24 protein-coding genes and 1 tRNA gene are annotated in these 26,317 nt (G+C 71.0%); 13 read left to right on the plus strand and 12 right to left on the minus strand.

Annotated features, from left to right (window positions below):
• Positions 1-8 precede the first annotated feature (8 nt).
• Positions 9-938, minus strand: a complete 930-nt coding sequence (locus HCN51_RS10160) for a LysR family transcriptional regulator (RefSeq protein WP_080045186.1) — start codon at positions 936-938, stop codon at positions 9-11.
• 132 nt (positions 939-1,070) lie between these two features.
• On the opposite strand from HCN51_RS10160, the gene HCN51_RS10165 reads away from it, so the two are divergent.
• The 3 genes from HCN51_RS10165 to HCN51_RS10175 are packed head-to-tail and all read left to right on the plus strand — an operon-like array spanning position 1,071 to position 4,482.
• A complete protein-coding gene (locus HCN51_RS10165; RefSeq protein WP_168009007.1) occupies positions 1,071-1,826 on the plus strand; it encodes a succinate dehydrogenase/fumarate reductase transmembrane subunit in 756 nt (251 codons plus the stop codon).
• Positions 1,823-3,745 carry a fumarate reductase/succinate dehydrogenase flavoprotein subunit gene (locus tag HCN51_RS10170; RefSeq protein WP_168009009.1) on the plus strand — a complete coding sequence of 641 codons (1,923 nt, stop codon included), beginning with the start codon at positions 1,823-1,825 and terminating at the stop codon, positions 3,743-3,745. Before HCN51_RS10165 ends, HCN51_RS10170 begins: the two co-directional genes overlap by 4 nt.
• On the plus strand, positions 3,742-4,482 hold the full coding sequence (locus tag HCN51_RS10175; RefSeq protein ID WP_080045189.1) for a succinate dehydrogenase/fumarate reductase iron-sulfur subunit: 741 nt from the start codon (positions 3,742-3,744) through the stop codon (positions 4,480-4,482). Before HCN51_RS10170 ends, HCN51_RS10175 begins: the two co-directional genes overlap by 4 nt.
• Positions 4,483-4,757: 275 nt before the next feature.
• Here the strand turns inward: HCN51_RS10175 and HCN51_RS10180 are convergent, their stop codons facing one another.
• On the minus strand, positions 4,758-5,096 hold the full coding sequence (locus tag HCN51_RS10180) for a DoxX family protein (protein WP_168009011.1): 339 nt from the start codon (positions 5,094-5,096) through the stop codon (positions 4,758-4,760).
• 151 nt (positions 5,097-5,247) lie between these two features.
• On the opposite strand from HCN51_RS10180, the gene HCN51_RS10185 reads away from it, so the two are divergent.
• The 4 genes from HCN51_RS10185 (at position 5,248) to HCN51_RS10200 (ending at position 12,175) form a co-directional block, all read left to right on the plus strand.
• Positions 5,248-6,717, plus strand: coding sequence for an AAA family ATPase (locus HCN51_RS10185; protein ID WP_168009013.1), 1,470 nt, complete (start codon positions 5,248-5,250; stop codon positions 6,715-6,717).
• 138 nt (positions 6,718-6,855) lie between these two features.
• Positions 6,856-7,017, plus strand: a complete 162-nt coding sequence (locus HCN51_RS10190; protein WP_168009015.1) for a hypothetical protein — start codon at positions 6,856-6,858, stop codon at positions 7,015-7,017.
• A 162-nt stretch (positions 7,018-7,179) separates the two neighbouring features.
• A complete protein-coding gene (locus tag HCN51_RS10195) occupies positions 7,180-10,260 on the plus strand; it encodes a helix-turn-helix transcriptional regulator (protein ID WP_168009017.1) in 3,081 nt (1,026 codons plus the stop codon).
• A gap of 394 nt (positions 10,261-10,654) precedes the next feature.
• Positions 10,655-12,175 carry an SGNH/GDSL hydrolase family protein gene (locus HCN51_RS10200; RefSeq protein WP_168009018.1) on the plus strand — a complete coding sequence of 507 codons (1,521 nt, stop codon included), beginning with the start codon at positions 10,655-10,657 and terminating at the stop codon, positions 12,173-12,175.
• Positions 12,176-12,345: 170 nt separating this feature from the next.
• On the opposite strand, the gene HCN51_RS10205 is transcribed toward HCN51_RS10200, so the two are convergent.
• The 7 genes from HCN51_RS10205 to HCN51_RS10235 form a co-directional block, all read right to left on the minus strand.
• Entirely contained in the window at positions 12,346-13,536 is a 1,191-nt protein-coding gene (locus HCN51_RS10205; protein ID WP_168009020.1) for a low temperature requirement protein A, read from the minus strand.
• A 39-nt stretch (positions 13,537-13,575) separates the two neighbouring features.
• Positions 13,576-15,345, minus strand: a complete 1,770-nt coding sequence (locus HCN51_RS10210) for an ABC transporter permease (protein ID WP_346433594.1) — start codon at positions 15,343-15,345, stop codon at positions 13,576-13,578.
• A gap of 28 nt (positions 15,346-15,373) precedes the next feature.
• On the minus strand, positions 15,374-16,114 hold the full coding sequence (locus HCN51_RS10215) for an ATP-binding cassette domain-containing protein (RefSeq protein ID WP_168009022.1): 741 nt from the start codon (positions 16,112-16,114) through the stop codon (positions 15,374-15,376).
• Entirely contained in the window at positions 16,111-16,653 is a 543-nt protein-coding gene (locus tag HCN51_RS10220; RefSeq protein ID WP_168009024.1) for a helix-turn-helix transcriptional regulator, read from the minus strand. Before HCN51_RS10220 ends, HCN51_RS10215 begins: the two co-directional genes overlap by 4 nt.
• A gap of 69 nt (positions 16,654-16,722) precedes the next feature.
• Positions 16,723-17,262: a hypothetical protein gene (locus HCN51_RS10225; protein WP_168009026.1), complete on the minus strand. Its 540-nt coding sequence runs from the start codon at positions 17,260-17,262 to the stop codon at positions 16,723-16,725.
• A gap of 47 nt (positions 17,263-17,309) precedes the next feature.
• A complete protein-coding gene (locus HCN51_RS10230; protein ID WP_168009028.1) occupies positions 17,310-18,278 on the minus strand; it encodes a hypothetical protein in 969 nt (322 codons plus the stop codon).
• A gap of 184 nt (positions 18,279-18,462) precedes the next feature.
• Positions 18,463-18,539 (minus strand) — tRNA-Pro (locus HCN51_RS10235).
• 359 nt (positions 18,540-18,898) lie between these two features.
• Between HCN51_RS10235 and HCN51_RS10240 the strand changes: the two genes are divergently transcribed.
• From HCN51_RS10240 to HCN51_RS10250, 3 genes are all read left to right on the plus strand, one after another.
• Positions 18,899-20,395 (plus strand): AAA family ATPase, encoded by a 1,497-nt coding sequence (locus HCN51_RS10240; RefSeq protein WP_168009030.1) that lies wholly within the window; start codon positions 18,899-18,901, stop codon positions 20,393-20,395.
• An 88-nt stretch (positions 20,396-20,483) separates the two neighbouring features.
• Positions 20,484-21,032 carry an RNA polymerase sigma factor gene (locus HCN51_RS10245; RefSeq protein WP_346433595.1) on the plus strand — a complete coding sequence of 183 codons (549 nt, stop codon included), beginning with the start codon at positions 20,484-20,486 and terminating at the stop codon, positions 21,030-21,032.
• A complete protein-coding gene (locus HCN51_RS10250; protein ID WP_168009032.1) occupies positions 21,029-22,237 on the plus strand; it encodes a CU044_5270 family protein in 1,209 nt (402 codons plus the stop codon). The genes HCN51_RS10245 and HCN51_RS10250 overlap by 4 nt, the downstream gene beginning before the upstream one ends.
• 74 nt (positions 22,238-22,311) lie before the next feature.
• Here the strand turns inward: HCN51_RS10250 and HCN51_RS10255 are convergent, their stop codons facing one another.
• The 3 genes from HCN51_RS10255 to HCN51_RS10265 all read right to left on the minus strand — a co-directional run bounded on the left by HCN51_RS10255 (position 22,312) and on the right by HCN51_RS10265 (position 23,678).
• The gene (locus HCN51_RS10255; protein WP_168009034.1) at positions 22,312-22,719 is read right to left on the minus strand and encodes a hypothetical protein; all 408 of its coding nucleotides are present in this window, start codon (positions 22,717-22,719) and stop codon (positions 22,312-22,314) included.
• An 11-nt stretch (positions 22,720-22,730) separates the two neighbouring features.
• Positions 22,731-22,976 (minus strand): hypothetical protein, encoded by a 246-nt coding sequence (locus tag HCN51_RS10260; protein WP_080045201.1) that lies wholly within the window; start codon positions 22,974-22,976, stop codon positions 22,731-22,733.
• A gap of 72 nt (positions 22,977-23,048) precedes the next feature.
• Positions 23,049-23,678: a TetR/AcrR family transcriptional regulator gene (locus HCN51_RS10265; RefSeq protein ID WP_168009036.1), complete on the minus strand. Its 630-nt coding sequence runs from the start codon at positions 23,676-23,678 to the stop codon at positions 23,049-23,051.
• 79 nt (positions 23,679-23,757) lie between these two features.
• Here HCN51_RS10265 and HCN51_RS10270 point away from each other — a divergent pair, with 79 nt between their 5' ends.
• The 3 genes from HCN51_RS10270 to HCN51_RS10280 all read left to right on the plus strand — a co-directional run bounded on the left by HCN51_RS10270 (position 23,758) and on the right by HCN51_RS10280 (position 26,316).
• Complete coding sequence (locus tag HCN51_RS10270) at positions 23,758-25,137, plus strand: DHA2 family efflux MFS transporter permease subunit (RefSeq protein ID WP_168009038.1); 1,380 nt, start codon at positions 23,758-23,760, stop codon at positions 25,135-25,137.
• Positions 25,134-25,916 carry an SDR family NAD(P)-dependent oxidoreductase gene (locus tag HCN51_RS10275; protein ID WP_168009040.1) on the plus strand — a complete coding sequence of 261 codons (783 nt, stop codon included), beginning with the start codon at positions 25,134-25,136 and terminating at the stop codon, positions 25,914-25,916. Before HCN51_RS10270 ends, HCN51_RS10275 begins: the two co-directional genes overlap by 4 nt.
• A gap of 67 nt (positions 25,917-25,983) precedes the next feature.
• Positions 25,984-26,316: a cupin domain-containing protein gene (locus tag HCN51_RS10280; RefSeq protein ID WP_240972646.1), complete on the plus strand. Its 333-nt coding sequence runs from the start codon at positions 25,984-25,986 to the stop codon at positions 26,314-26,316.
• Position 26,317 lies beyond the last annotated feature (1 nt).

Genomic DNA, 26,317 nt, shown 5'->3' on the forward strand with positions numbered 1-26,317 from the left:
CTTGCTGCTCATTCTGCGATGAGCGCCACCCCTTGTGGAAGCGTGCCCTCATGACCGGCCTCGACGACGAAGGCCAGCAGCGTCTCCCTGAACGCCTGCGCGGCCCTGGTCGGCTCGACGTCCTTGCGGTGGGCCAGCGCGATCGTCCGGCTCAGCCCCGGCGGCGCCAGCGGCGTGCCCAGCAGGCCGGGCCGCCCGTCGAGCACCATCGACGGCACCACCGCCACCCCCAGCCCCGCCTCCACGAACCGCAGCACCGCGTCCATCTCGCCGCCCTGCACCGCGAACCGCGGCTCGAACCCGGCGTGCCGGCACGCCGCCAGCGTCGCCTCCCGCAGGTCGTAGCCGCGCCTGAACATCACCATCGGCCGGCCGCGCAGCTCCTCGATGCGCAGGTACGGGCCCTTGATCTGCTCGTGCGACGGCGAGACCACCACGAGGTTCTCGCGCAGGATCTCCTCCGTCACCAGCGCCGGGTCGTCGCTCTGCAACGGCATGATGATCAGCGACAGGTCGAGCTGCCCCCTGGCCAGCGCCCTGACCAGGTCACGCGAGCCGCCCTCCTCCACCAGCAGCTCGATGCCCGGGTACGCGCGGTGGAAGCGGGCCAGCGCGTCGGCCAGCAGCCCCGCGCACAGCGACGGCGTCGCCCCCAGGCGCACCCGGCCCCGGCGCAGCCCCGCGAGCTGCGCCACCTCCTGCCGGGCGGTGTCGGCGTCGGCCAGGATGCGGCGGGCCAGCGGCAGCAGCGCCTCACCGGCGGCCGTCAGCGTGACGTTGCCGCGCGCCCGCGAGAACAGCCGCGCGCCGAGATCGTCCTCTAGCGCCTTGATCTGCTTGCTGAGCGACGGCTGCGCGACCCGCATCCGCTCGGCCGCCTGGGTGAAATGCCGGGTCTCCGCCACCGCCACGAAGTACGCGAGCTGCTGAAACTGCATGTGATTTTCCTCGCACCCGCGCCGCGTAAGCGGCCTGTAAAAGCCGCGCCTACCCACATCATAGCCAGGGGCTATCGAAACCAAGCCCATCATGACTTGGACGGATCATCGCTGGATACCTAGCGTTTAAACGTGACTGCCACGATAGAGCGCGGCTCCGCCACCGCGCCTGTTAACACCCCTGCCTCCAAGAAGACTCCAACGCCGAAGAAGCAGGGCGGGTTCCTGACCTCGTCCAACGGCAAGAAAGTCGTCATGGCCGTCACGGGCGCCGTGATGGTGAGCTTCCTCGTGCTCCACATGCTGGGCAACCTGAAGATCTTCTTCGGCCGCGAGTCCTTCAACGAGTATGCCCACTGGCTGCGCACCCTCCTTGAGCCGTTCGTGCCGTACCGCACGGTGCTGACCATCCTGGAGATCGGCCTCGTCGTCTCGGTCGTCCTGCACATGTGGGCGGCGATCTCGCTGTCCCGCCGCGCGGGCAAGGCCAGGCCGGTCAAGTACGTGGCCAAGAAGTCGCAGGCGAACGGCTACGCCACGCACATCATGCGCTGGGGCGGCGTCACGATCGCGCTCTTCGTGATCTGGCACCTGCTCGACCTCACCTTCGGCGTCGTCAACCCCGCGGGCTACGACTCGTCCCCGGCCGACCGGATGATCGACGGCTTCGACCCGTCCCGCTGGTGGGTCACCCTCGTCTACGTCGTCGCCGTCGTCATGGTCGGCCTGCACCTGCGCCACGGCGTGTGGAGCGCCTTCCAGACCCTCGGCTGGGCCAACAAGGACCGCAACAAGGCCCTGCGCGCGACCGCCGGCCTGCTCTCCATCGTCCTGGTGATCGGCTTCCTCGTCCCGCCCCTCGCGATCACGTTCGGAGTTGTCAAGTGAAGTACACCGAAGGCCCCGAGATCAGGGACACCAAGGCGCCCTCCGGGCCCATCGAGGACCGCTGGGAGAAGCGCAAGTTCAGCGCCAAGCTGGTCAACCCGGCCAACAAGCGCAAGCTCAACGTGATCGTCGTCGGCACCGGCCTGGCGGGCGGCTCCGCCGCGGCGACCCTGGGCGAGCTGGGCTACAACGTCAAGTCCTTCTGCTACCAGGACTCCCCGCGCCGCGCCCACTCCATCGCCGCCCAGGGCGGCATCAACGCCGCCAAGAACTACCGCGGCGACGGCGACTCGATCTACCGCCTCTTCTACGACACCGTCAAGGGCGGCGACTTCCGCGCCCGCGAGTCGAACGTCTACCGCCTCGCCCAGGTCTCCGTGAACATCATCGACCAGGCCGTCGCCCAGGGCGTGCCGTTCGCCCGTGAGTACGGCGGCCTGCTCGACACCCGCTCCTTCGGCGGCGCCCAGGTCTCCCGCACCTTCTACGCCCGCGGCCAGACGGGGCAGCAGCTCCTGCTCGGCGCGTACCAGGCGCTGGAGCGGCAGGTCGCGGCCGGGACCGTCGAGATGCACACCCGGCACGAGATGCTCGACCTGATCGTCTCCGACGGGCGGGCCCGCGGCATCATCGTGCGCGACATGGTCACCGGCGAGATCGAGCGCCACCTCGCCGACGCCGTCGTGCTCGCCACCGGCGGCTACGGCAACGTGTTCTTCCTGTCCACGAACGCCAAGGGCTGCAACACCACCGCCATCTGGCGCGCCCACGAGCGCGGCGCGTACTTCGCCAACCCCTGCTACACGCAGATCCACCCGACCTGCATCCCGGTCTCCGGCGAGTACCAGTCGAAGCTCACGCTGATGTCGGAGTCGCTGCGCAACGACGGCCGCGTCTGGGTGCCGCTGCGCAAGAACGACGACCGCGCCCCCGGCGACATCCCCGAGGAAGAGCGCGACTACTACCTCGAGCGCATCTACCCGAGCTTCGGCAACCTGGTGCCGCGCGACATCGCCTCCCGCGCCGCCAAGAACGTCTGCGACGAGGGCCGCGGCGTCGGCCCCGGCGGCCTCGGCGTCTACCTCGACTTCCGCGACGCGATCAACCGCCTCGGGCGCGACGCCGTCGAGAAGAAGTACGGCAACCTCTTCGAGATGTACGAGCGCATCACCGGCGAGAACCCGTACGACGTGCCCATGCGCATCTACCCCGCCGTGCACTACACGATGGGCGGCCTCTGGGTCGACTACGACCTGCAGTCCACCATCCCCGGCCTGTTCGTCATCGGCGAGGCCAACTTCTCCGACCACGGCGCCAACCGGCTCGGCGCGTCCGCGCTCATGCAGGGCCTGGCCGACGGCTACTTCGTGCTGCCCACCACCATCGGCGACTACCTCGCGAACGGCCCGTACGGGGACGTGGACGAGGAGGCCGTGGCCGAAGCCGAGATCAAGGTCCGCACCAAGATCGACCGGCTGCTCGCCGTCAACGGCACCCGCACCCCCGACTCCTTCCACCGCGAGCTCGGCAAGCTCATGTGGGACTACTGCGGCATGGAACGCACCGAGGAGTCGCTGCGCAAGGCCCTCGAGCGCATCCCCGAGCTGCGCGAGGAGTTCTGGCAGAACGTCAAGGTGTCCGGCACCGCCGAAGAGCTCAACCAGGTGCTGGAGAAGGCCGGCCGCGTCGCCGACTTCTTCGACCTCGCCGAGCTCATGTGCCTCGACGCCCTCGTCCGCACCGAATCCTGCGGCGGCCACTTCCGCGCCGAATCCCAGGACGCCGACGGCGAAGCCCTGCGCGACGACGAGAACTTCGCGCACGTCTCAGCCTGGGAACACTCCCCGGACGGGCCGATCCTGCACAAGGAACCGCTCGAATACGAGTACGTCAAGATGACCCAGCGGAGCTACAAGTGAACCTGACCCTGCGCGTTTGGCGTCAGAGCGGCCCGACGGACAAGGGCCGCATGGTGACGTACAAGGTGGAGGACGTCTCCCCGGACATGTCGTTCCTGGAGATGCTCGACGTCCTCAACGAGAAGCTCATCCTCGAAGGCGACGACCCCATCGCCTTCGACCACGACTGCCGCGAAGGCATCTGCGGCATGTGCGGCATGGTCATCAACGGCGTCGCCCACGGCGAACAACGCGCCACCACCACCTGCCAGCTCCACATGCGCCACTTCGAGGACGGCGCCGAGATCACCATCGAGCCGTGGCGCGCCGCCCCCTTCCCGGTCGTCAAGGACCTGGTCGTCGACCGCAGCGCGTTCGACCGCATCATCCAGGCGGGCGGCTTCGTCTCCGTCCCGGCCGGCTCCGCCCCCGACGCCCACAGCGTCCCCGTCCGCAAGGAGGACGCCGACGCGGCGTTCGACGCCGCCACCTGCATCGGCTGCGGCGCCTGCGTCGCCGCCTGCCCCAACGGCTCCGCCTCCCTCTTCACCGCCGCCAAGATCACCCACCTCAGCCTCCTCCCACAGGGCCAGCCCGAACGCCTCTCCCGCGCCAAGGCCATGGTCGACCAGATGGACGCGGAAGGGTTCGGCGGCTGCACGAACACGGGCGAATGCACGGCCGTGTGCCCGAAGGGGATCCCGCTGGACACGATCGCCCGCATGAACAGCGACTACCTCAAGGCCAACGCCAAGTAGCCCCACCCACCCACCCGTTGCCCATCTGGGTGGTAGACCGTCTGATGCCCGCCCCGCCCGAAAGGGCTTCGCTCATGGAAGCGCTTCGCGCGGGCGGGCTCAGGCTGTTCCTGTTCTTTGGCGCCTGACGGCGCACCCCCATGCCTTCGGCACTCGTCCCCACCCCTTACCCGAGTAGGCGGTGGGCCGTGAATGCCCACCCCGACCATGGAGGCAGCGGGCCGTGGAGCCGTTCCTGCTACCCGAGGTCGTGGGCCGAGCTCCGGCGTGGAGCCTTACCGCGCGATCAGGCTCGAGACGAGCGAGGCCACGCTGAGCACGAAGTACACGGCCCATGGGCCCATCCGCAGGGGCCGCGCCCGCACCTCAGGGATGAACGCGACAGTGAAATAGGCGACGAGGCAGGCGGCGGCCACCGTTCCGAGCACCGGCATGGCCAGCCCCACCAGCAGCCCGACGGCCCCGGCCCCGAGCACGAACCCGAGCGGGACCTGCCAGGAGACCGGAACACCTTGCCTTTCGGCCTGAGCCCGCCCGTAGGAATGCCGGGCGAGGTTCGCGACGGCGGCCAGGCCGACGAGCGTGGCCGTCAGCAGCGTGATGACGACATACATGCTGCAAGGACGATCCGTCGCGCCCTGTCGTGACAGGCCGTCTGTCGTGCAGGGCTCTTATGCACCGTGGTTCGCGGACAGACGAAGCCGACCAGGAATGATAGCTGCAGCTATAATAGTTCCAGCTATCATTCTTGAGAGGCGCCGCCCCTTGTTCGACAAACCACCACGCCTGTACGGCCGGGACGCCGAGTGGGAAGAGCTCACCGACTTCGTCGGGTCCAGCTCGAACGGCGCCACCCTGGGCCTCGTCCACGGTCGCCGCCGCCAGGGAAAAACCCTCATGCTCGAACTCCTCGCCCAGGAGACCGGCGGCCTGATCTTCGCCGCCACCCAGCAGACCGAAGCCCAGAACCTGGCCGACCTCGGCGCCGCCTACGCCCGCCATCTCGGCCTCCGGCGCCCGGTGTCGTTCGCCAACTGGCGGGAGGGACTGGATGAGCTGCTCCGCCTCGGTGAGCAGCGCGCGGTGCCGGTCATCATCGACGAGTTCCCCTACCTGGTATCGGCCACCCCGGCGTTGCCGTCGTACCTCCAGCAGGCGCTCAACCCGACGGGATACGCCAAGGAGCACACCCGCACCCGCCTGATCCTCTGCGGCAGCGCCCTGACGACGATGGCGCAACTGCTCGGCGGAGGCGCGCCCCTGCGCGGGCGGGCGGTCCTCGAACTCGTCGTCCGGCCCTTCGGGTTTCGTGACGCGAGCGCGTTCTGGGGGCTGTCGGAGGACCCTGAGCTGGCGTTCCGGGTGAACGCGCTCGTCGGTGGTACGCCCGCGTACCTGGAGATGTCGGGCGGATCAGGGCCGGCCGGCATCGACGACTTCGACCGATGGGTGCAGCGGCGGCTGCTGAACCCGGGCTCGGCCATGTTCCGCGAGGGCGGGCTGTTGTTGCGGGAGGAGCCGTCGATCTCCGATCCCACCTCGTACGCCGCCGTGCTGGCCGCCATCAGCGCGGGCAACCACCGCCGCTCCGAGATCGCCGCCGCCCTCGGACGACCCGTCAGCGCGCTCGGCCACCTGCTCGCCGCCCTGCAGAGCATCGGGCTCGTCGAGCATATGGAGGACGCGCTGCGGCAGAAACGCAGCGTCTACAAGATCACCGAGCCGATCGTCCGGCTCCACCAGCTCATCATCCAGCGGCGCGAGCCGGAACTGGTCGCCGGCCGGGCCGCCCGCGTCTGGGACGCCAACGCCGACACGGTGGCCTCGAAGATCTACGGCCCGCACTTCGAGGACCTCGCCCGCGCATGGTGTTTCCTGCACGCCTCCAGCGACACCCTCGGCGGGTACGCAAGCGCCGTACGTCCCAGCGAGCTCTCTTGCCGCGCCCACCGCCAAGGGCACGAGCTCGACATCGTCGTGTCGGAGACGAACGCGTCCGCCCCGGACCGGATCATCGCGATCGGCGAGGCCAAAGGCACCCTGTCACCCATGGACGTCGCGCAACTGCAGCGGCTGGAACACCTGCGCGCACTCCTGCCCGACACCCAGGTGGAGGCACCGCCGAAGCTGCTGCTGTTCGCCCGCGCCGGATTCAGCGATGAGCTGGCGCGGGTGGCGCGTGGTCGTGCCGATGTGGAGCTGGTGGACCTGCACCGGCTCTACACAGGCGACTGATCCACCCAGCGGGGTAGGTGGGCCTCGCTCCCACACCGTTGGGTCAAGAAAGCTCGTCCGCGGCGGTCGCCGCTCTCCGGTTACTCAGCCTGCGGAGCCGCCGCCCGCTCGACTTCCATCTCCCTGCGCTCTTCGGGCGTGGTCACGAAACTCCCCATCCCGGGTCCGTACGGATCAGCCTGTCCCGGCGAAGGGCGCGCGCAGCTCGACGGTGGCTACCAAGCGCACGAGACGGCGCCGATGTCGATCAACGACGCGTGGACGCTCTGGGCGGCCCTGCTCGACGGGAACGTCCGGTAACGACCTGAACCCAGCTTTCGGATCCTGCGAGAGTACGTCCGCGACGCCAAGCGGCACGGACGCCGGTGCCGGCAAGCCCCTGGAACCGGCGGCATATTCCCAACGGACGATCACCCGTTTAGGCTGAATGCCTCTGCTATCTTCACTCACGGAGTGGGCGGGATGGCCAAAGGGGCGACAAACGCCAGGCCGATCGGGCGCGATGCCGAGCTGACCCTCCTGGCGGACGCCGTGTCAGGCGCGGCGGACGGAGCGCTACGGGCCGTCGCGGTGCGGGGCGATCCGGGGATGGGGAAGACCCGGTTGCTCGCCGAACTGGCCGGGCTGGCCCGGGCTCGTGGGTTCGCCGTTCATCATGGTCAGGCGACCGAGTTCGAGCGGGACGTCCCGTTCGGGGTCTACATCGCCGCCTTCGAACCGCAGCCGGGCGACCCGAGCCGGGACGCGCAGCGGGCGCTGACCGAGCTGCTGCTGGACGCCACCGGGCCGTCCGAGGCGCGGCGCGCGGGGCTCGACCGCTACCGGCTCTTCCAGCGGGCGCGCCGGCTCATCGAGGACCAAGGAGCGGCCGGGCCGGTCGCCATCGTGCTGGACGACCTGCACTGGGCGGACCAGTCGTCCGTGGAGCTGACCGAATACCTGCTGCGCCGCCCGCCACGCGCGCCGCTGCTGCTCGCCACCGCCTACCGGACGGCTCAGGTGCCGGCGGGGATCGCCCGGGCCGTCGCCCAGCTCGGCGACGCGACCGTGGACATCGGCCTGTCCCCGCTGGGGGAGAGCGACGTGGCGGCGCTGCTGCCCGAGGCGGACCGGGGCCGGAGGCGGCTGCTCTATCGCACCACGCGCGGGAATCCGCTCTACCTTCAGGTGCTCGCCAACGCCGGTGTGGAGACGCTCACTGCGCTGGCCGAAGCGGGAGCGGGGGCTGGGGTGGATACGAGAGCTGGGGCGGGAGCCGGGGTCGGGGTCGATACGAGAGCCGGAGGGGAAGCCAGGGCTGAGGTGGGGGGCGGGGATGCGGCGGCCGGGGTGCCTGAGCGGGCGCTCCTGGACGTGCTCAGCACCGAGCTGACCGCTCTGACGCCCCAGGTCCGCCAGGTCGCCTGCGCCGCCGCGGTGGCCGGCGAGCCGATCTCGCTGGACCTCGTCGCGTCCATCACCGAGCTGCCCGAGCCCGCCCTCGACGACGCCATCGACCACCTCGTCGGGGTGGGGCTCGTGGTGGAGGCCGACGCCTCCTTCCGGTTCCGCCACCCGCTGGTGCGGGCCGCGGCGTACTGGATGGCGGGGGCCGCCTGGAGGTTGCGGGCGCACGACCGGGCGGCGGAGCAGCTGCGCGGCAGCGGCGGGCCGCTGCAACTGCTGGCCCACCACACCGCCCGCTCGGCGCAACACGGTGACGTGCGGGCGGTGCGGACGCTGGAGGCGGCGGCCGCGGCCGCTTCGGGTGCCGCGCCGTCCACCGCCGTCCGGCTGTTACGCACGGCGCTCCGCTTGCTGCCGGACGAGACGGATCCGGTGCTGCCGGACGGGACGGACCTGTCGTCGCCTGACGGGACGGACCTGGCGTCGTGGCGGGTCCAGCTGCAATGGGCGCTGGGCCGTGCCCTCGGCGTGACCGGCGAGCTGGCGGCCAGCCGGCAGATCCTGCAAGAGGTGATGCGGGCGCCGGGGCCGTTGCGGCTCGCGGCCGTGAGCTTCTCCTCGATGATCTACCGGTTGCTCGGCGACCTCGACGAGGCGAAGGCGCTGCTCACCACCGAGCTGACCCGGCCGCACGCGCGCGACCGGTCCACCAGCCTGGCCCAGGTGGGGCTGGCCGCGGTCGAGCTGATGGGCAGCGATCCGGGAAAGGCCCGGCGCGCGGCCGCCGTCGCGATCCGGTCCCTGACGGGTGCGGGTGGTGAGGCGCTGGGAGGGGGCAGGGCTTCGAGGGACGCGGCGGATCAGGCGATGGAGGCGGCCGCTCGTACCATCCACGCGCTGGCCAGCCTGCGTGACGGCCGCGTGGCGGAGAGCCGGGCCGAGACCGACCGGGCGGCGTGGCTGACGGACGGCATGACCGACGACGTGCTCGCGCCGCACCTGGAGATGGTCGCGCCGCTGGCCTGGGTGGAGCTGCACCTGCGGCGCCACGACGACGCCTCGCGGCATCTGCGCCGCGGGCTCGACATCGCCTACCGTGCCGGGCGCAGCCACAGCGTGCCGTACCTGCTCATCGCCCTGTCCGCGCTGAACGAGCGGCAGGGCCGGCTGTCCGAGGCGATCACGGCCGCGGAGGAGGCGCGCGAGGCGTCCCGGCTGATTCACAGCCGCGAGACCCTGGCGATGTCCAGCATCCTGCTGCTGCGTCCGCTTCTGTGGCGGGACGGGCCGCGGGCCGCCCTGGAGCTGGCCGAACGGGTCTCCGGGACACGGCCCAGGTCGGGATGGTGGTCGGGGCTGGCGCGGCTCGACCTCGCGCTGGTCCACGCGGAGGCGGGGCAGCCGGACCACGCTCTCGCCGTCCTTACCTCTGAGGACCCGGCCGACGAGCCGGGCAGGACGTACGGCCTGGCCCTCCAGGCGATCGCCACAGCCGCGGCGGCAGCTCCAACCGCTGCGAGTGCCTGGTCCGAGGCCGGCACGCTCGCGGAGCAGGCCCTGGCCCGGGCGACCGAGTCGGGCCTGCCGCACCAGCTGGGCTTCGCGCATCGGGCGCGGGCGAAGGTGCTCATGCTCGCCGGCCAGGACGAGGAGGCGGTCGTGCACGCGGCGCGGGGCGCCGACCAGTTCGCCGCCGCCGGTGCGCCGGTGGAGGAGGGGCTGGCCCGGCAGCTCGCCGCCGAGCTGTATGCCGCTCTGGGGTCGGTCGCGCAGGCTCGGGGGGAGCTGGGCCGGGCCGAGGTCCTGGTCGGGCAGGCCCGGGAGGAGCTGGGCCGGGCCAAGGTCCTGTACGCCGCCGCCGGGGCGACCTGGTTGTCCACCGCGCTGGCGCGTGACGAGCGCCGGCTGGCCGCCCGGGTGCCCCGGGGACAGCGGCGGGCGGCCGGCCCGCTCTCCTCCCTCACCACGAGGGAGCGGCAGATCGCCGACCTGGCCGTGGGCGGGCTGACGAACCAGCAGATCGCGGAGCGGCTGTACCTGAGCCCGAAGACGGTGGAGGCGCACCTGTCCCGCACGTTCGCCAAGCTCGGCGTGCAGTCGCGCGTCACACTCACCCAGCACCTCACCTCGGACGCCCGGGCCACCCACGACGACTGAGCGGTCACTCACGACGGCTGAGCGGCCCACGACGACTGACCGGCCACCCACGACGACTGAGCAGGCCGCCGCCCAGGACGACTGAGCAGGCAGGACGCGCAATGTAGGGGGTCAGGTAGGGGAACCGCCCGATGCTAGCGCCGGCCGCCGTGGCGCATGCTGCTGCCGCAAGCCACGCGATCAGCGAGGCACGCGATCAGCGAGGGAGGTTCGCATGTCACCCTTACGTGGGGAAAGACCTGCCCGGGCACGGGTCGTAGTGACGGCGTTGTGCGTCGCGCTGGGGCTGGTCCTGCCGGCCGTTCCGGCAGGCGCCGATCCGGTACCGGTACCGCTGCCGCCCCGTCCCACCCTGCAACCGCCGGGGCCGGTGACGCCGGTTCCGGGTGTCCCGTTGCCGACGCTGCCGCCGCGGCCGGTGCCGCTGCCGTGCCCGCCGACGTGCCTGACGGATCCGGATCCGTACGACGCCGTCGTCTACGGCGACAGCTACACCAGCGGCGAGGGCGCGAGCCACGATCACAAGTATGTGACGAAGGCCGACGGGACGGAGGACTTCAGGCACAGGTCGGGCCTGGCCCCCTTCTACGTGGCGTGGGCGGCCCTGGAGATGGGCCGCAACCCGTTGCGCAGGATGACGCTCACCTCGGACACCATGGAGTCGGTGATCGGCCGCGACCGGCTCTTCTTCCAGGCGTCGTCGGGCGCGTGGATCAAGCATCTCGACGAGGAGCAGAAGGAGAAGAAGGGCGGGACGGTCGTCCGGAACCCGCCGCAGGCCCAGGACGTTCCGACAATGGCCAAGCTGGTGTATTTCGGGCTCGGCGGCAACGACGCCGGTTTCGCGGACCTGGTCAGCACCGCCGCCACGGCCTACCTGTTCCGGCCGAACGGCGCTCTCATGGGCTCGCTGACGTGGCCGGACGACCAGGAGAGGTCCGTCGCCCTTGAGATGGGCCGGCTGCAGCCGCGGGTCGCCGAGCTGAAGGACAAGGTCGCCCGCGGGTTGTGGAGCGTCAGGGAGACCCACCCGGTGGCCGAGATCGTGGTGGCGCTCTACCCGCTGGGGGTCAAGGCGTCGGGCAACACCGGCATCGAGGAGATCACCGGCCGCACCATGGACCTGATGTATCCCTTCGCGGTGCAGGTGAACCAGGCCATCCGGGACGGGGTCGCGAAGTTCCAGGCCGACTACCCGCAAACCAAGGTGCACATCTTCGACCCGAACACGGCCGGGCCGAACGGCACCAGCGTGGTCGCCGGGCACGAGCTCGGCCAGCCCGACTCGTACTTCCAGGGCCTCGTCCACCGCCCGAACCTGCTGCTCAGCAAGCCGTTCCAGTCCTACCAGGAGAGCTTCCACCCGAACGAGCCCGGCGCGGTGGCGCTCGGCAAGGCGCTGGCCACGTTCCTGGCGGGCAAGTTCCCCGCCCTCTTCCCGAACGGGCCGAAGTTCAGCGCCCTGACGATGAACCCGCAGCCGCTCGCGCAGACGCAGGAGGACATGCAGGCGGTCCTGGACTGGGCGGTCACGAACGGGCCGCAGCTCTGCGAGGACACCGACCCCGACAGCGTGTGCCGCGCCATCACCCCGGACGGCATCGTCCTGTCGAAGGACCTCTGGTTTGATCCCGGCAAGGTCCGGCCGTTCCCCGGCTCGCCGACCCCGGGCGGCCCCGACACGGGCACACCCGGCGGCGGAGGCGGTGGCGGCGGCGGTGGCGGGTCGACGTGGATCCCGGCCGACTACATCCCCAAGGATCCGTGCGACATCTTCCGCCCGGTCCGCTACGAGTACTACGCGGGCGTGAAGGTGCAGGGCGGTCCGTTGCAGACGCCGATCACCATCGACGGCCTCGTCATGGCGCCCAAGAAGCCCAAGTGCGTCCCGGGCGTGGGACTGATCTTCGAGTGATCGCCGCCCGGCCACGGTGACGAGCCGCCGCCCCGGCCGGTGATCACCGGGGCGGCGGTTCAGTTCAGGGGCCAGGCGTATTCGAGCTCGGCCAGCTCGAACCCCTGAGGGAAGCGGCACATCCGCTCGTCCGCGCGGCGGGCGCCGTGCCGTTGGCGTGCAGCATCCCATCACGCCACCGCGGAGCTCCGGCGCGGGCGGTAGGCGATTCGCCACAGGGCCACCACCAGCAGCAACGCGACCACGACCCAGGCCGGCAGCAGCCCCGACACCGCGGCCACCCCCAAGGGCGCGATCACCGACGGGACGCCCCACAACCACACCCACCGCCGCTCGGCGCCGGCCGTCGCGCCGAGGACGGTGGAGGCGGCGAAGTAGGCGGCCAGGCCCGCTCCGAGCACCCAGCCGATGCCGCCGTGCAGGTGCGCGTCGGGCTCGTGCGCGACCACGCCCAGCCCGGCCGCCGTCGCGGTGATGCCCGCCGTCATGACGAAGTGCGTGGGCAACGCCACGTACGCCCGGAGCTCGCGTTCGCGGGCGGCGACGACCGTGCTGATGCCGTACTGGAGGGTGAGCCACCACAACGCGACGATCAGCCCGAACCCGGCCAGCGCCGCCAGCGCGAGCTGACCGTCCCACTCCTTGCCCGAGGAGGACAGGACGACCTGCGCGACCGCCTCCCCGAGCACGATGATCACGAACAGGCCGAGCCGTTCCCCGAGGTGGGCCGGGTCGAGCACGGCGGCGGCCACTTCGCGAGGCGGGCGGGGCGGCCGGCCGGGGCGTTGGCGGCGCCGCTCGCGCTCGTCGTGCCGGCGGGCCTGCCGCTGCAACCCCTCGATCAGGCTCTCCGGACGTCGGCTCTGCAGGATGGAGAACACCATGTCCAGCACCAGGCCGACGCCCCACAGCGCGTACCGCCAGGGCGCGTCGGCCCAGATGGAGGCGAACCAGGGCAGCAGGCCCGCGCCGAGCTGCGCCGCCGGCCACGCCGTCATGATCGTGCCCGACTGCTGCAACGTCTGCGAGGCGCTGATGCGGCACGTGATGTAGGCCGCGATGAACCAGCCCTCGTGCAGGCCGCCGTCGTGGGCGACGTCCGGGACGGCGGCCGCCATGACGGCGATCCCGAACATGCCGATGAGCATGCTGCGGGTACGGGTGCGCTCGGCGTGGACGTTCGAGTAGAGCGTGAGCGTCGTCCAGATGCTCCACACCGCGTAATACAGCAGCACGAACAGGCCCACGCCGGCCCACGTCGGATGCTCCAGCCGGTGCGCGAGCTGGGCCACCGCCACGACCACCACCAGGTCGAAGAACAGCTCCAGCCAGCTCGCATGACGCTCTGCCGCTCCAGTCACGGCTAACGAGAATAGGGCCAGGCCGATCTCTGCCGTAGGTCAGGTGGCCTCGGCGCTGAGCGTGCGCGCGACGGGACGGCGTGCGGCGAGGCGGGCGGGCAGGGCGGTGAGCGCCGCCGTGGCGAGGACGGTCGCGAGTGCCGCGCCCAGCAGCCACGGGACGGGGGCGTCCGCCGCGTTCCCGGCGGTGAGGAGCCAGTGCAGGCCCAGGTGCAGCAGGACGCCCAAGGCGGCCCCCGGTGCGGCGGGCAGGAGCTGGGCGGCGGACAGGCCGGCCGTGACCTGCCCCGGGGTGGCGCCGAGGGCGCGGGCGATGGCCACGTTCGTGCGGGCCTCGATGGCCATCGTCCAGGTGAAGGTGATGGCGTTCACGAGGGCGAGGACGATCAGCAGCGCGGTGACGGCGAGCAGCAGGCGGCGGTCGTGCGCGTCGCGCAGGTTGGGCAGGGCCGAGGAGCCGTTGAGGCCGTAGCCCCGCACCGGCTCGGCGAACAGAGCCAGCAGCGTGGCGATCGCGAACACCGTGGTGGCGATGGAGCCCGCCTGCAGCACCGCACGGCCCGGATGGCGGACGGTCAGGCGCAGCCCGAGCAGGAGCGGCGTGGGCAGCAGCGCGGACAGCGCGGTGAGCCACGGACGGCGGCGCGGCTGGTGCGCGGCGGCGGACAGGGCCGTGACGGTCGCCGTGCGCAGGGCGCGCAGCGTGGGACGCAGGGCGGACAGGACCGCCACCACCAGGGCCAGGACGGTCGTGGCGATGACGGTGCCGGTGCCCGGCCCGCCGAGGTCGCCGATGCGGCTGGCGGTGGGGCTGGCCAGGGCGGGCATGGCCAGGCGCGCGATCGCCAGGCCCAGCACTTCACCGGCCAGGGCCAGCGTCAGGTACTCGGTGAGCAGGACGGTGGCGATCAGGGCCGGGGTGGCGCCGACGGCCTTGAGCAGCCCGGCGCGGCGGGTCTGTTCGATGGCCCGGCCGGTGGCCAGCGCCGCGACGCCGGTGATGGCCAGGAAGGCGAGCAGCCAGCTGCCGACGATCAGGATCGGCTCGCTGTTGCGCAGGATGCGGGCGTCCTGCTCGGCGTTGAACTGCCAGGAGTGCAGGTTGACCCTGGGCGCGGGGAAACGGTGGGCCTCCCGGAACGCCTCCGTCGCGCCGGGGTCCTTCAGCTTGAGGTCGATCGCGGTGGTGACCGGCAGGTCGTGGGTGGTGGCCAGCTCGCGGGCGTCCGCCCGGGTCATCCACGCCAGGCCGGTGTAGTTGCTCGGTCCGCCGCCGGGGCCGATCTGCGCCGCCCAGGGGTAGATGGAGGTGGCGGCGGTGACGGCGATGCCGAGAACGGGGTACGAGTGGCCCTCGATGGTGACCCGGTCGCCGACCTTGACGCCGAGCTCGGTGGCGAAGCCGCGCTCCAGGACGGTGCCGCCGGGGCGGATCCACCGTCCCGACGTCAGCAGCGGCCGGTTGATCGCGGCCGGCCGCTCGTCGAAGCCGTGCACCACCACCGGGGACGTCGCGGAACCGCGCGTGGTGAGGTCGGCATAGACGATCTGGTACGGGCCGTGGTGCGCGACCACCTCCGGATCGGCGGCCAGCCCGGTCAGGGCCGAGGTGACGGCACGCCCGGTGTCACCGGACAGGGCCACCACGTCGGGGCCGGCGGTGGCGGCGCGGGTCTGGACATACAGGGCGTCGCTCGCCCCCCGCAACGACAGCCCCATGGCCAGGGTGGCGGTGGCCACGGTGACGGCCAGCAGCAGCATGGCCGCCTGCGTCCGATGCCGCCGGACATCGGCCAGCACGAGACGCACGACAAGCAGGAGAGAGCCCACCACCGTGTCAGCCGTCCAGGTTGAGCAGGTCGCCGAGGCCGCGCGGGGTGGCGCCGGCCAGGCGGGTGTCATCGACGAACATGCCGTCCCGCATCGAGATCAGCCGATCCGCACCGGCCGCCACCCGCTCGTCATGCGTCACGATCACCAATGTCTGCCCCGCCGCCCGCAACTCCTCGAAGATCCGCAACACCTCCAGCGACGCCGCACTGTCCAGATTGCCCGTCGGCTCATCGGCCAGCACCACCAGCGGCTCATTGACCAGCGCCCTGGCGATCGCCACCCGCTGCCGCTGCCCACCGGACAACTGCGACGGCAGATGCCGGGCGCGCGCCGCCAGCCCCACCCGCTCCAGCAGCACTCCCGCCCGCCGCCGCGCCTGCCGGGGCGAACCGCCGGCCAGCAACGCGGGCAACTCCACGTTCTCCGCCGCCGACAACTCCTCCACCAGGTGAAACGCCTGGAAGACGAACCCCACGGACCGCCGCCGCAACCGCGCCAGCGCCCGCTCGCTCAACCCGTCGATCCGCCGCCCCGCCACCCACACCTCACCCCGGGTGGGCCGCTCCAGACCACCCAGCAGGTGCAGCAACGTCGACTTCCCGCACCCGCTCGGCCCCATCACGGCGAGCATCTCCCCTTGGGGCACCGCCAGGTCGACCTCGTCGACCGCCCGCACCCGGCTCTCACCCTGACCGTGCTCCTTCACCAGGCCACGCACCTGGATCACGGCGCTCGACTCGCTCACACACCCTCGACTCTGTCGTCGCCCCCAGCACTGGTGGACCAGGCCCGCTCGCAGACCTCCAGCCACCGCAGATCCGCCTGCAACCGCAGCACGACCCCTTCCAGCAGCAGAACAGCCTTCGACCCCGCCATCTCGGCCAGGATCGCGTGCTGCGCCTCCCGCAGCCGACGCAGCAACTCCCGCCGCTGCGCCCCGACCAGCTCGACCGGATCGGCGAGCCGCGCCGCCGAGGCGGCGACGAGCTTGAGATGGAACTCCGCGAGATCCGGCTTCGGCCACCCCACCTCGGCCAGCCACGCCGCAACCCGCTGCTGCCCGGCAGGCGTCAGCGCGTAGATCTTGCGATCGGGCCGCTCGGGCAGCCCGTCCGCCCGCTCGGACACGACCAGCCCGGCCTTCTCCAGCCGCGCCAGCGTCACGTAGATCTGCCCGGGATTCATCGACTCGCCCAGCGGGCCGAGGCTCTGGCGCAGGCGTGCGCGCAGGCCGTACCCGTGCGACGGCTCCTTGGCGAGCATCGCCAGCACCGCGTCCTGCACGACATCCCCCTAACGGTTAGCTAATAGCTAGCGGTTAGCCGTACGTGCTGTCAAATGCTGACGACCGGGTCAGGGGCGATGCTTCGCGAGGGCGGCCACAACAGCATGACGCTTCACTCCGACGCGATCCAGATCCACGATGACAAGCCGATCGATGCCGGGCACGAAGGAGGACATGCCGGGGCCGCCGGTCAGCAGGCTCGACCGGGGAAGAGGGCGGGCCAGCAGGCAGCCGGCGAAGGCCACCGCTTCCGCGTGGTCACCTTGCCAGTCATCGCCCAGCCCGATGCGGACGTCCTGCACTTCGGACCAGGGCACGATCAGGGCGCGTCGTCCCCACCGGAAGAGCCCGATCCGAACGTCGCTCACCTCCAGCCTGCCGCCCCAGAACCGCAGCGTCGTCTTGGCGGCTTCGTCCGGCGAGGCGCTGTGGGGCGCCTGCAGGTCCAGATAAGTCCGGAACGCGACCAGGACGGCCAGCACGACGAGCACGGCCCACAACCAGGCATCGAACTGATGAGGTATCCGGAGGGAGTTCGTCGCCAGATTGCCGGCAAGGGGGAAGATGACCAGTACCAGGGCCCAAAAGACGAAGAGGCGGCGCCGCACGGATCCTCCCGGAAGTCTTCCGTCATCCCACGCCTGGCGAGCGTGGCTCAGAAGGGCCACACGGAGCGGGGAACCATCGCGGCCACACCGAAGATCAGCCCAGTGACCAGCAGGACAAGAGCGAGGTGAGCAGGACTGGGCAACCCGTTACGTTCCAGTCTTTTGACTCCATAGGCGAACCAGACGGGAATGATCAACCCGGTCAACGTCGCCGCACGAAGAGCGATCTGGTCGAAGACCAAGGGAAACATCAGGCCGAGGTAGGCCGGAAGGGCATAGACCGTCAACGGCCCGATGGACCACCCGATGACGCCACCCCAGCGCTCCTTCCGGTTGTCGATGTAATGCTTGAAGTTCTGCGGCAGCTCGAGGTCTTGATAGCCGATGATGCCGCCCATGGTGACAAGCTGCGGCAGGGCCTTCTTCAGTGCGTTTTCCAGTTCCTCGCACTTTTTCTTGGCCTGAGCCTTGCCGTCGCGCGCTGTGACGAGCTCCGCCTTCAGCCCTTCGATCTGGGCCTCGTATTCAGTCTGAGTACGTACCAGATCTTTCTTTCTGGTTTCGGCCTCTTGCCGTGCTGACGCGGTGATGGCCTTCAGCGTCGGCGATCGTTCCAGCTCACGACTCTCTCGCTGCACTCGTTCGATCTTGTTCTCGAGGCTCGATATCTTGTTCTCGAGGGAGCGCAGTCTCTGGTCGGCCTGCTCTCGGCGAGCCTTCGCGATTTCGAACTGGGCGCGGAGATCCTCCACTTCGTACTTGGCCTTGGCGGTCGCCTGCAGTGCCTCCAGTCGCAGCTGTTGCGCCCGTTCGATCTCCTCCACCGGCACCTTGTTGCCTTGGGAGGCCCCGACGTCCTTCAACAGGTCGGAGACGAAGGTCGGCGGCGGAATCCGCTGCCCCCGCAGGAACGAAGAAAGGTCTCTGGCGGTGAAATCCTTCTCCTGGGCATAACCCCGCCTCGTTTTCCCCAACCGATCGAAGCAGGAGCTGAGAAACTCGGCGAGTTTCCGCACTTCCGGGAGGAGATCCTCCGGGCAGGGCTTGGACCGACTGGTGGGCATGACCTACTGTGGCACGACCCGTCCACGCCTTCCAGTGGCGTGGCACGAATCGGTCTCGAGTGGTCGGCCTCGGCGATCATCCACGCCAAAGGGTGCCACCCCAGAAGAGTGACACCCTCAACGACCAGCGTCGATCTGGTCGGGACGACAGGATTTGAACCTGCGACCCCTTGACCCCCAGTCAAGTGCGCTACCAAGCTGCGCTACGTCCCGGTCATCTCGGACGCGGCCGGTACGGGACCGGCGCTCCGAACGGCCACCACCTTACAGGAGAAGCCGGACTTCTCGCGTGCGGGCGGGCGCGAGTAAGGCGGCCAGGGCCCGCATCGTCCATGTGACCCAGACGTCAGAGTTGTTGCCCGTGGAAGGATGCCCTGACAGATCGAACGAAGACCCTGGCCGCCGTCACCCGGCGTGACATTGCCGCTACTGATGTTAGTGGAGCGGGCGGCTGACATGCAGCCCTTTTGGTGACCGGAAGCTGGAGGGGTTTTGGTGCTTCGCAAGGGACACGGCCGTCTTGCTGGTGCTTGATTAGTATGCTTTCAAGCATACTAATTAGGGGGCGTCAGATGGAGAAGCCGCAGCGGGTGCTGTCCCGGGACGCTGAGTGGGAGGCTCTGGTCCGGTTCATCCGGCATCCGGATCCTCACCTTCGGCTGGGGGTCGTGTCCGGGCGGCGGAGGGTGGGCAAGAGCTTCCTCCTTCGTGCGCTCGCCGAGGCCACGGACGGTCTTTACGTCACGGCCGTTGCCGAGGAGGGTTCGGTGGCGGCGCGGCGCAGGCTGGCGGCGGAGGTGGCGCGGTATGCGGGGGTTCCGGCCGAGCTGATGGCCGATGGGGGGTGGGAGCTGCTTCTCTCCGCGGCGGTCGAGCTCACCTGGCGCCGTGGGGGAGTGCTCGTCATCGACGAGCTGCCGTACTGGATGGGGCACTCTCCTGAGGTGCCCGGGCTGCTTCAGCTGCTCTACGACGAGTCGCAGGCGGGGCACGGCGTGCCGGGCGGGCGGGTGATCGTGTGCGGTTCCGCGATGTCGGTGATGAACGAGCTGCTCTCCGGGACGAAGGCGCTGCGGGGCCGGGCGGCGCTCGATCTCTGCCTGCGGCCGTTCGACCTGACCACCTCGGCCAGGCACTGGGAGATCGAGGATCCGGGAGCGGCGCTGCGGGTGCACGCGATCCTCGGCGGCTCTCCCGGCTACCGGAACCTGGCCGGCGTTCCGTCCCCGCGCGACGTCGCCGACGTGGACGAGTGGGTGGCCGGGACCGTCCTGGACCCGCGGCAGGCGCTGTTTTCAGGCAGTGAGGCGGAGTACCTGTTGCGGGAGGATCCCAAGTTCACGGGCAGCGCGCTGCACTACGCGATCATCAACGCGGTCGCGAACGGGGCCAGTAGCCCGGCGAAGATCGGCGGGCTGCTGGAGCAGCCGCGCACGTCGCTGACGCGGCCCATCGAGGCGCTGGTGAGCGCCGGGTATCTGCGGTACGACAGCGACCCCCTCTGGGAACGGCGCCCGGTGATCACCGTCGCCGATCCCATCGTGCGCTTCCACAACCTGATCACCGTGCCGCAGCGCGATCTCGTCGACACGGGCCAGTCGGTGGAGGCCTGGCGTCGCTCGCGGCCGGTCTTCGTCGCTGGCGTCCTGGGGCCGCACTTCGAGCTGTGCGCGCGGGAGTGGCTCCGGGGGCAGGCCGATCCGGCGTTGCGGGGGAGCGCGGGCACGGTCGCGGCGACCGTGGTCAACGACAGGAAGGGGCAGGCCAAGCACGAGATCGACGTCATCGCCCTGGACAAGAGGGCCGGGCGGGCGGTCGTCAGCGTCGTGGGGGAGGCCAAGGCGACCGTCACCCGGCGGAGCGTCGCCGACCTCGAACGGCTGGAGCGGCTCAAGGGGGCGCTGGCCGAGCAGGGGCATGACACCGGGTCGGCCGTGCTGGCGTTGTTCTCGATGGAGGGGTTCCAGAGAGACCTCGTCGAGGTGGCGCGGCGCAGGGGAGATGTGCTGCTGGTCGGCCTGCCTGCTCTCATGGGGAGGGAGGAGCCGGTCGTAGCGCCTCGTACGTAGAAATTTCCGGCGATGCGTAACAACGGGAGGGCCCGGACCACTTCCTGGTGTCAGAAGAACGACGCATCCCGAACGAAGGGGCTGGGCGGTGACGGATGATGCGCACCGGTTCACCGGCATGTACGACGAATGCCGGCAACGCGTGTGGGCCTACGTGGTCAGCCGTGCCGGGCGGCAGGTGGCCGACGAGGTGGTGAGCGAGACGTTCGCCATCGCCTGGCGGCGGCTGGACGACGTGCCGGAGCCGGCGCTGCCGTGGCTGCTCGGGGTCGCCAGGAACGTGCTGCGTGACAACGTGCGTGCCGAGTTGCGGCGGGAGGCGATGGCGGGCGAGCTGCGGGCCTGGGTCGAGGGGGACGTGGCCGATCAGGTGACCGAGCGCATGGGGGTGCTGCGGGCCCTGGCCGCATTGCATGAGGACGATCGGGAGATCCTCGTCCTCGTCGCCTGGCACGGGCTGAGGCCCAAGGAGGCGGCCAAGGTCATCGGGTGCTCGTCGGCGGCGTACCGCGTACGGCTGCATCGGGCGCGCAAGCGGCTCAGGCAGGCGATGGAGGCGGCGGGGGAGTCGCCCCATGAGCCGGCCGCGGAGCGGCCCAAGTCCCGCGTACGGAACCTCAGCGAGGAGTGGTCATGAATCCCATGGACGAGCTTCGGGCGGCCAGGCCCGCGCACCTCGGCGATCGGCCGGTGGATGAGGAGACGAGGGCCGTGGAGCTGGCCCGCGCCATGTCGGGGCCGAGGGGGCGAACGGTGCGGCGGCGCGGGTCCGTCGTGCGGCCGGCTTGGGGGTTGGGGCTGGCCGGGGCGGCGGCTGCTGCTGTGACGGCGGTGGCGGTGGTCGTTTCGGGCAGCGGGGCGGTGCCGGCGCCCGGCAGCGGGCAGGTGGTGGCGGGCGCGGGGCAAGGCACCGCGACGAGTGCAGGGCAAGGCACCTCGACGAGTGCGGCGGCGCCGCGGGTGACGTTGTCGGCGCGGGAGGTGCTGCTGGCCGCCGCCGAGAAGGCCGACCGGCAGGCCGAGGGGAGCGGCGACTGGTGGCGCAGCGTGACGGTGAGCAGGAACCTGTACGTGGCCAAGGCCGGCGGCTACCTGGTCATGGACCGTTCGCGCAATGAAGGGTGGACGCCCGCCGCCACCGGTGGCGAGCAGTGGGGCGGCGGGCAGCGGCTCGGCGCGGAGCCCGCCACCGAGGCGGACAGGAAGGCGTGGGAGCAGGCGGGGGCGCCGTCCGAGATCGAGGTGCTCGTGCCGGGCAAGGGCAGGGGGAAGGGGAAGTACGGGGCGCTGACCCTGTCCATGTCGGAGGGGAAGGCGAGCATGAGCCACACCCCGCTGGTGGACGGCGACAAGGTGTTCTGGCTCGGGAAGAACGTCACGATGAAGGATCTGCGCGGGCTGCCGGACGATCCGCGCGCGCTGAAGAAGTGGCTGATGGCCTCCTACGCGGGGCACGGGACAGAGTCGAGCAGCGAGGAGATGTCGGGTGACGCGTGGCTGTTCAAGGTCAGCGTGGGGCTGATCATGGACATGCCGGTGACGCCCGAGGTGCGCGGGGCGGCGTTCCGGATGCTGGCCGACCTCGACGGCGTGCGGGTCACCGAGAACGTGACGGACGCCGAGGGGCGGCAGGGCACGGCCGTGTCGGTGGAGGAGCGTTACGAGTCGGGCGGGGTGTCGGAGAACCGGCTGGTCTTCGACGAGACGACCGGGCGGGCGCTGGCCAACGAGTACGTGGTGGTCGAGCCGGGCGGGCTGCAGGCGGGCTTCGCGCCGGGCGCCGTCTGGAGCTCCACCGCGTTGATCGAGGCGGGCTGGACGGACGACAAGCCCGCCTCCTGATCCGAGCGAGGCGGGCTGGACGGACGACAAGCCCGCCTCGTGATGCCCTGATCCCCTGATCCGCGCGAGGCCCGTCAGCCGCTCTGGCGGGCCTCGTCGTTGGCGTTCGTGCGGATCTGCTGGATGCGTTGCTTGGTCAGCCCGAGCAGCTCCCCGATGTCGCTGTCGGACAGCCCCAGCTCGTGCATGTGCTTGACCCGCTTCTTCAGCGTCCGCGTGTAGTCCTCGGCGATGGCGGCGGCCTGGCGCTGGAGGGCGGCGAAGTCGTCGAGGTCCTGCTCGGACAGGCCGGGCAGGGTGTAGTGGAAGATCGGGGACGGCGGGCGCTCGCGGTCACCGAACAGGAACGGGAGCCCTTCGGCGACGTCGGCGTGCAGCTCCCTGAGCGTGCGCGCGGACATGCCGCCGGCCACGCCGTCGACCTGCGCCAGCCACAGGTTGCCGGCCATGGTGACGTGGACGTCGACGCGGTCTGCGGTCATGGGCGCTCCAGTCAGTCTTTCAGCCAGCCTTCGCCGAACACGTGCGCCAGCCCTCGTTCGAGGGAGTCCACCAGGTGCGGTGTCTCCCCTGGGTAGAGCGGGACGATCGCGCGGGCGGCGACCCGGCCCTCGGCGTCCCACAGCAGCAGGAAGCGCTGGCGCCTGGTCGTCTCGGCCCAGTCGCAGCGCAGGCCGTGGAGGTGGGAGAGCCCGATGATCCGATCGCGGATGGCCGCGTAGTCGTCTCGTTCTACCACACGCGGCAGACTATATCCCTTGGCTACCATCGACAATGGGTCTTGTCGGCATGATTTCGCCATGCGTGTTGGTTAGGCGGCGGCCGTCCCCCAGGCGCGGACGAACGCGTCCACGGCGACGCCGGCCATCGTGCGCAGCTCGGCGTCCGGCAGTTCGCGGGTGCCGAGCCGGGTGCGGGCCTCCAGCGGGCCGAGGAGCAGGGCCAGGAACTGCTCGGCGGCCAGGTCGGGGTCCGCGGCGCGCAGGCGGCCGGCCAGGGCGAGGCGGGCCAGGCGGTCGGCGAGTGCCTGGGTGAGCCGGTCGGGGCCGCTCTCCTTGACGATGTCGAGGATGTCGGGGAAGTGGTTGATCTCCGAGTAGAGGAGCCGGCGCAGCGCGCACGAGCGGCCGTCGGTGTGCAGGCGGAGCAGGGTGTGCGCGACCTCTTCCAACGTGGCGCGCAGGTCGTCGCCGGGGGCGGCGAGCGGCTCCAGGGCGGCGACGCGTTCCTCCAGGATCCGGCGGGCGGCGGCTTCCAGGGCGTGCCTGAACAGCGTGGCCTTGTCGGTCATGTGGTTGTAGACGGTGGGTTTGGCGACGCCGGCCTCGCGAGCGATCTCCTGCACGCACGCCTGCGCGTAGCCCTCCCGGGCGAACACGGTGAACGCGCCCTCCAGGATGGCCTGCCGCTTGTCGATGCGTCCGCGCGTGGTAGTCGTCATGCCGTCGATTGTACTCATGGGTTCAATTTCGTGGACGAGCTGGTTGCGTACGAACGGATCAGGTCATTATGTTGAACCCATGAGTTCAAAAGAGGTCGGCGCGATCGCCGTGATCCTGCTCGGCGGGCTGCTGGGCATTCTCAACAGCACGATGGCCGCGGTCGCCACCGGCACCCTGGCCGACGCCTTCGGCACCTCGCTGAGCACGGTCGGCTGGGCGTCCACCGGGTTCCTGCTGGCGGTGACCGCCACGATCCCGTTCACGACGTGGGCCGTCGACCGGTACGGCGGCAAGCGGCTGTGGGTGGCCGGGCTGGTGCTGTTCCTGGCGGGCTCGCTGGCCGCCGGGCTGGCCTGGAACGTGGGCAGCCTGATCGCGTTCCGCGTGGTGCAGGGGGTCGGGGCGGGGCTGCTCGATCCGCTCGTGCTGATCCTGCTCGCCAGGACGGCGGGGCCGCAGCGCGCCGGGCGGGTGATGGGCCTGATGGGGGTGGTGCTGTCGCTCGGGCCCGTGTTCGGGCCGATCGCGGGCGGGGCGATACTCGGGGCGCTGTCGTGGCGGGCGATGTTCCTGGTCAGCGTGGTCGTGGGGGCGGTGGCGCTGGTGCTGGCGCTCCGGGTGATCCCCGCCGACTCATCCGAGCCCGGCGCGGGCGCGCCGTCGCGGCTGGACGTCGTGGGGCTGGCGCTGCTCGGGCCCGGGTTCGCCGCCGTCGTGCTGGCGCTCTCGCAGACGGCCTTCGCGCTGTGGCAGGTGCTCGCGCCGCTCGGGCTCGGGGTCGCGCTGCTGATCGGGTACGGCGCCCACGCCGCCCGCGCCGCGTCCCCGTTGATCGACCTGGGCCTGTTCCGCAGCCGGAGCTTCAGCGCCAGCGTCACGATCATGGGGCTCGGCGGGATGGGCCTGTTCGCCGGGCTGTTCGCGCTGCCCCTGTACTACCAGCAGGCTCACGGGCACGGCGTGCTGGCGGCCGGGCTGCTCATGGCCCCGCTCGGGCTCGGCGGCGCCATCGCGATGCCGCTGGCCGGGCGGCTGTCGGACCGGCTCGGCGCGCGCGGCCTGGCCTTCGGCGGCGCGGTGGTCGCCGTGCTGAGCGTGCTCGCGCTCACCCGGATCGGGCCCGGCACGCCGGAGGTGTGGCCGGCGCTGGCGGCGCTCACGTTCGGGCTGGGCAGCGGCTGCTTCAGCGCCCCGACGATGGGCTCCCTCTATCGGACGCTGCCCGGCCCCATGGTGGCGCAGGGCAGCTCGGTGCTCTACATGCTCAACCAGCTCGGCGCCGCGCTCGGCGTGGCCCTGGTGACGCTCGTCGTCCAGACCGCGGGCAGCACGCTCGCGGGGCTGCGCGGCGTCTTCTGGCTGGCCGTGGTCTCGTGCCTGGTCGTGCTGGCCCTCATCCCGCTCCTGCCGGGCAAGGCCGGCGCGACGGAGCCCGTACGAGAAGGAGTGCGCGCATGAAGACGCTGGTCATCACCGGCGGCACCGACGGGATGGGGCGGGCGCTGGCCCGCACCTACCTGGAGCGCGGCGACACGGTCGTCGTCGTGGGGCGGGACGCGGCCAAGGTGCCGCCAGGGGCCGTGTTCATCCAGGCGGACCTGAGCCTCATCAGCGCGAACCAGCGGGTGATCGAGGAGGTCAACGCGCGCTTCCCCGACGTGGACGCGCTCGTGCTGTGCGCGCGGTTCTTCCGTACGCACCGGTTCGTGACGGAGGAGGGGCTGGAGGGCACGTTCGCCCTCGACTACCTGAGCCGCTTCCTGCTCAGCCACGGCCTGACCGCGCCCCGGCTGATCGTGAACGTGTCGGGCCCCGGCCAGCCGGACGGCCGCATCCACTGGGATGACCTCATGCTGGAACGCTCCTACGACGGCGTGACCGCCCAGTTCCAGGCCGGGAAGGCGAACGACCTGCTCGGGGTCGCGTTCGCGGCCCGGCACGGCGCCCGTACCCGCTATGTCCTGATCCACCCGGGGGCGGTCTCGACGAGCGTCGCCGGCGAGTACGACGCGGCGACCGCCGCGCACGTGGCGGCACTCAAACGCTACGGCGCGCCGGTGGAGGAGGGCATCAAGCCGATCGTCGCCCGCATCGACCACCCGCCCGCCGAGCCGCTCACCGCGTTCCTGCGCCACACGCCTCTCGGCCTGGACCTGCCGTCGTTCGACCCGGAGGCGGCGGAGCGGCTGCACGCGCGCACCCTGGAGCTGATTGGTCCGAGAAGCGGACCAATTTAGCCCAGTTGGCTCTGTGACCAGGCCGGACGCGGCGCTTTGATGGAACCCCACGCAGGAGGTAATGATCATGACTGTCGACGTCAGCGCCGTGTCGATCCCCGAGGCCATCGGGACGCTGCCGGGCCCCTTCCAGCAGCGGCACCTCGCCCAGGTGAACGACACCGTGGTCCGGCTGGCCCAGCTTCACGGCGAGTTCCCCTGGCACTACCACGACGAGGACGAGCTGTTCCTGTGCTGGGACGGCACCTTCCGGCTGGAGCTGGAGGACCGCGAGCCGGTCGTCATGCGGCCAGGGGACGTCTTCGTCGTCCCGCGCGGCCTGCGGCACCGCCCCGTGGCGGACGAGCCCGCACACGTGCTCCTGGTGGAGAAGCCGGAGACCAAGCAGTACGGCAACTAAA

It is taken from the genome of Nonomuraea composti (genome assembly GCF_012034275.1).
Taxonomy (GTDB): Bacteria; Actinomycetota; Actinomycetes; order Streptosporangiales; family Streptosporangiaceae; genus Nonomuraea; species Nonomuraea composti.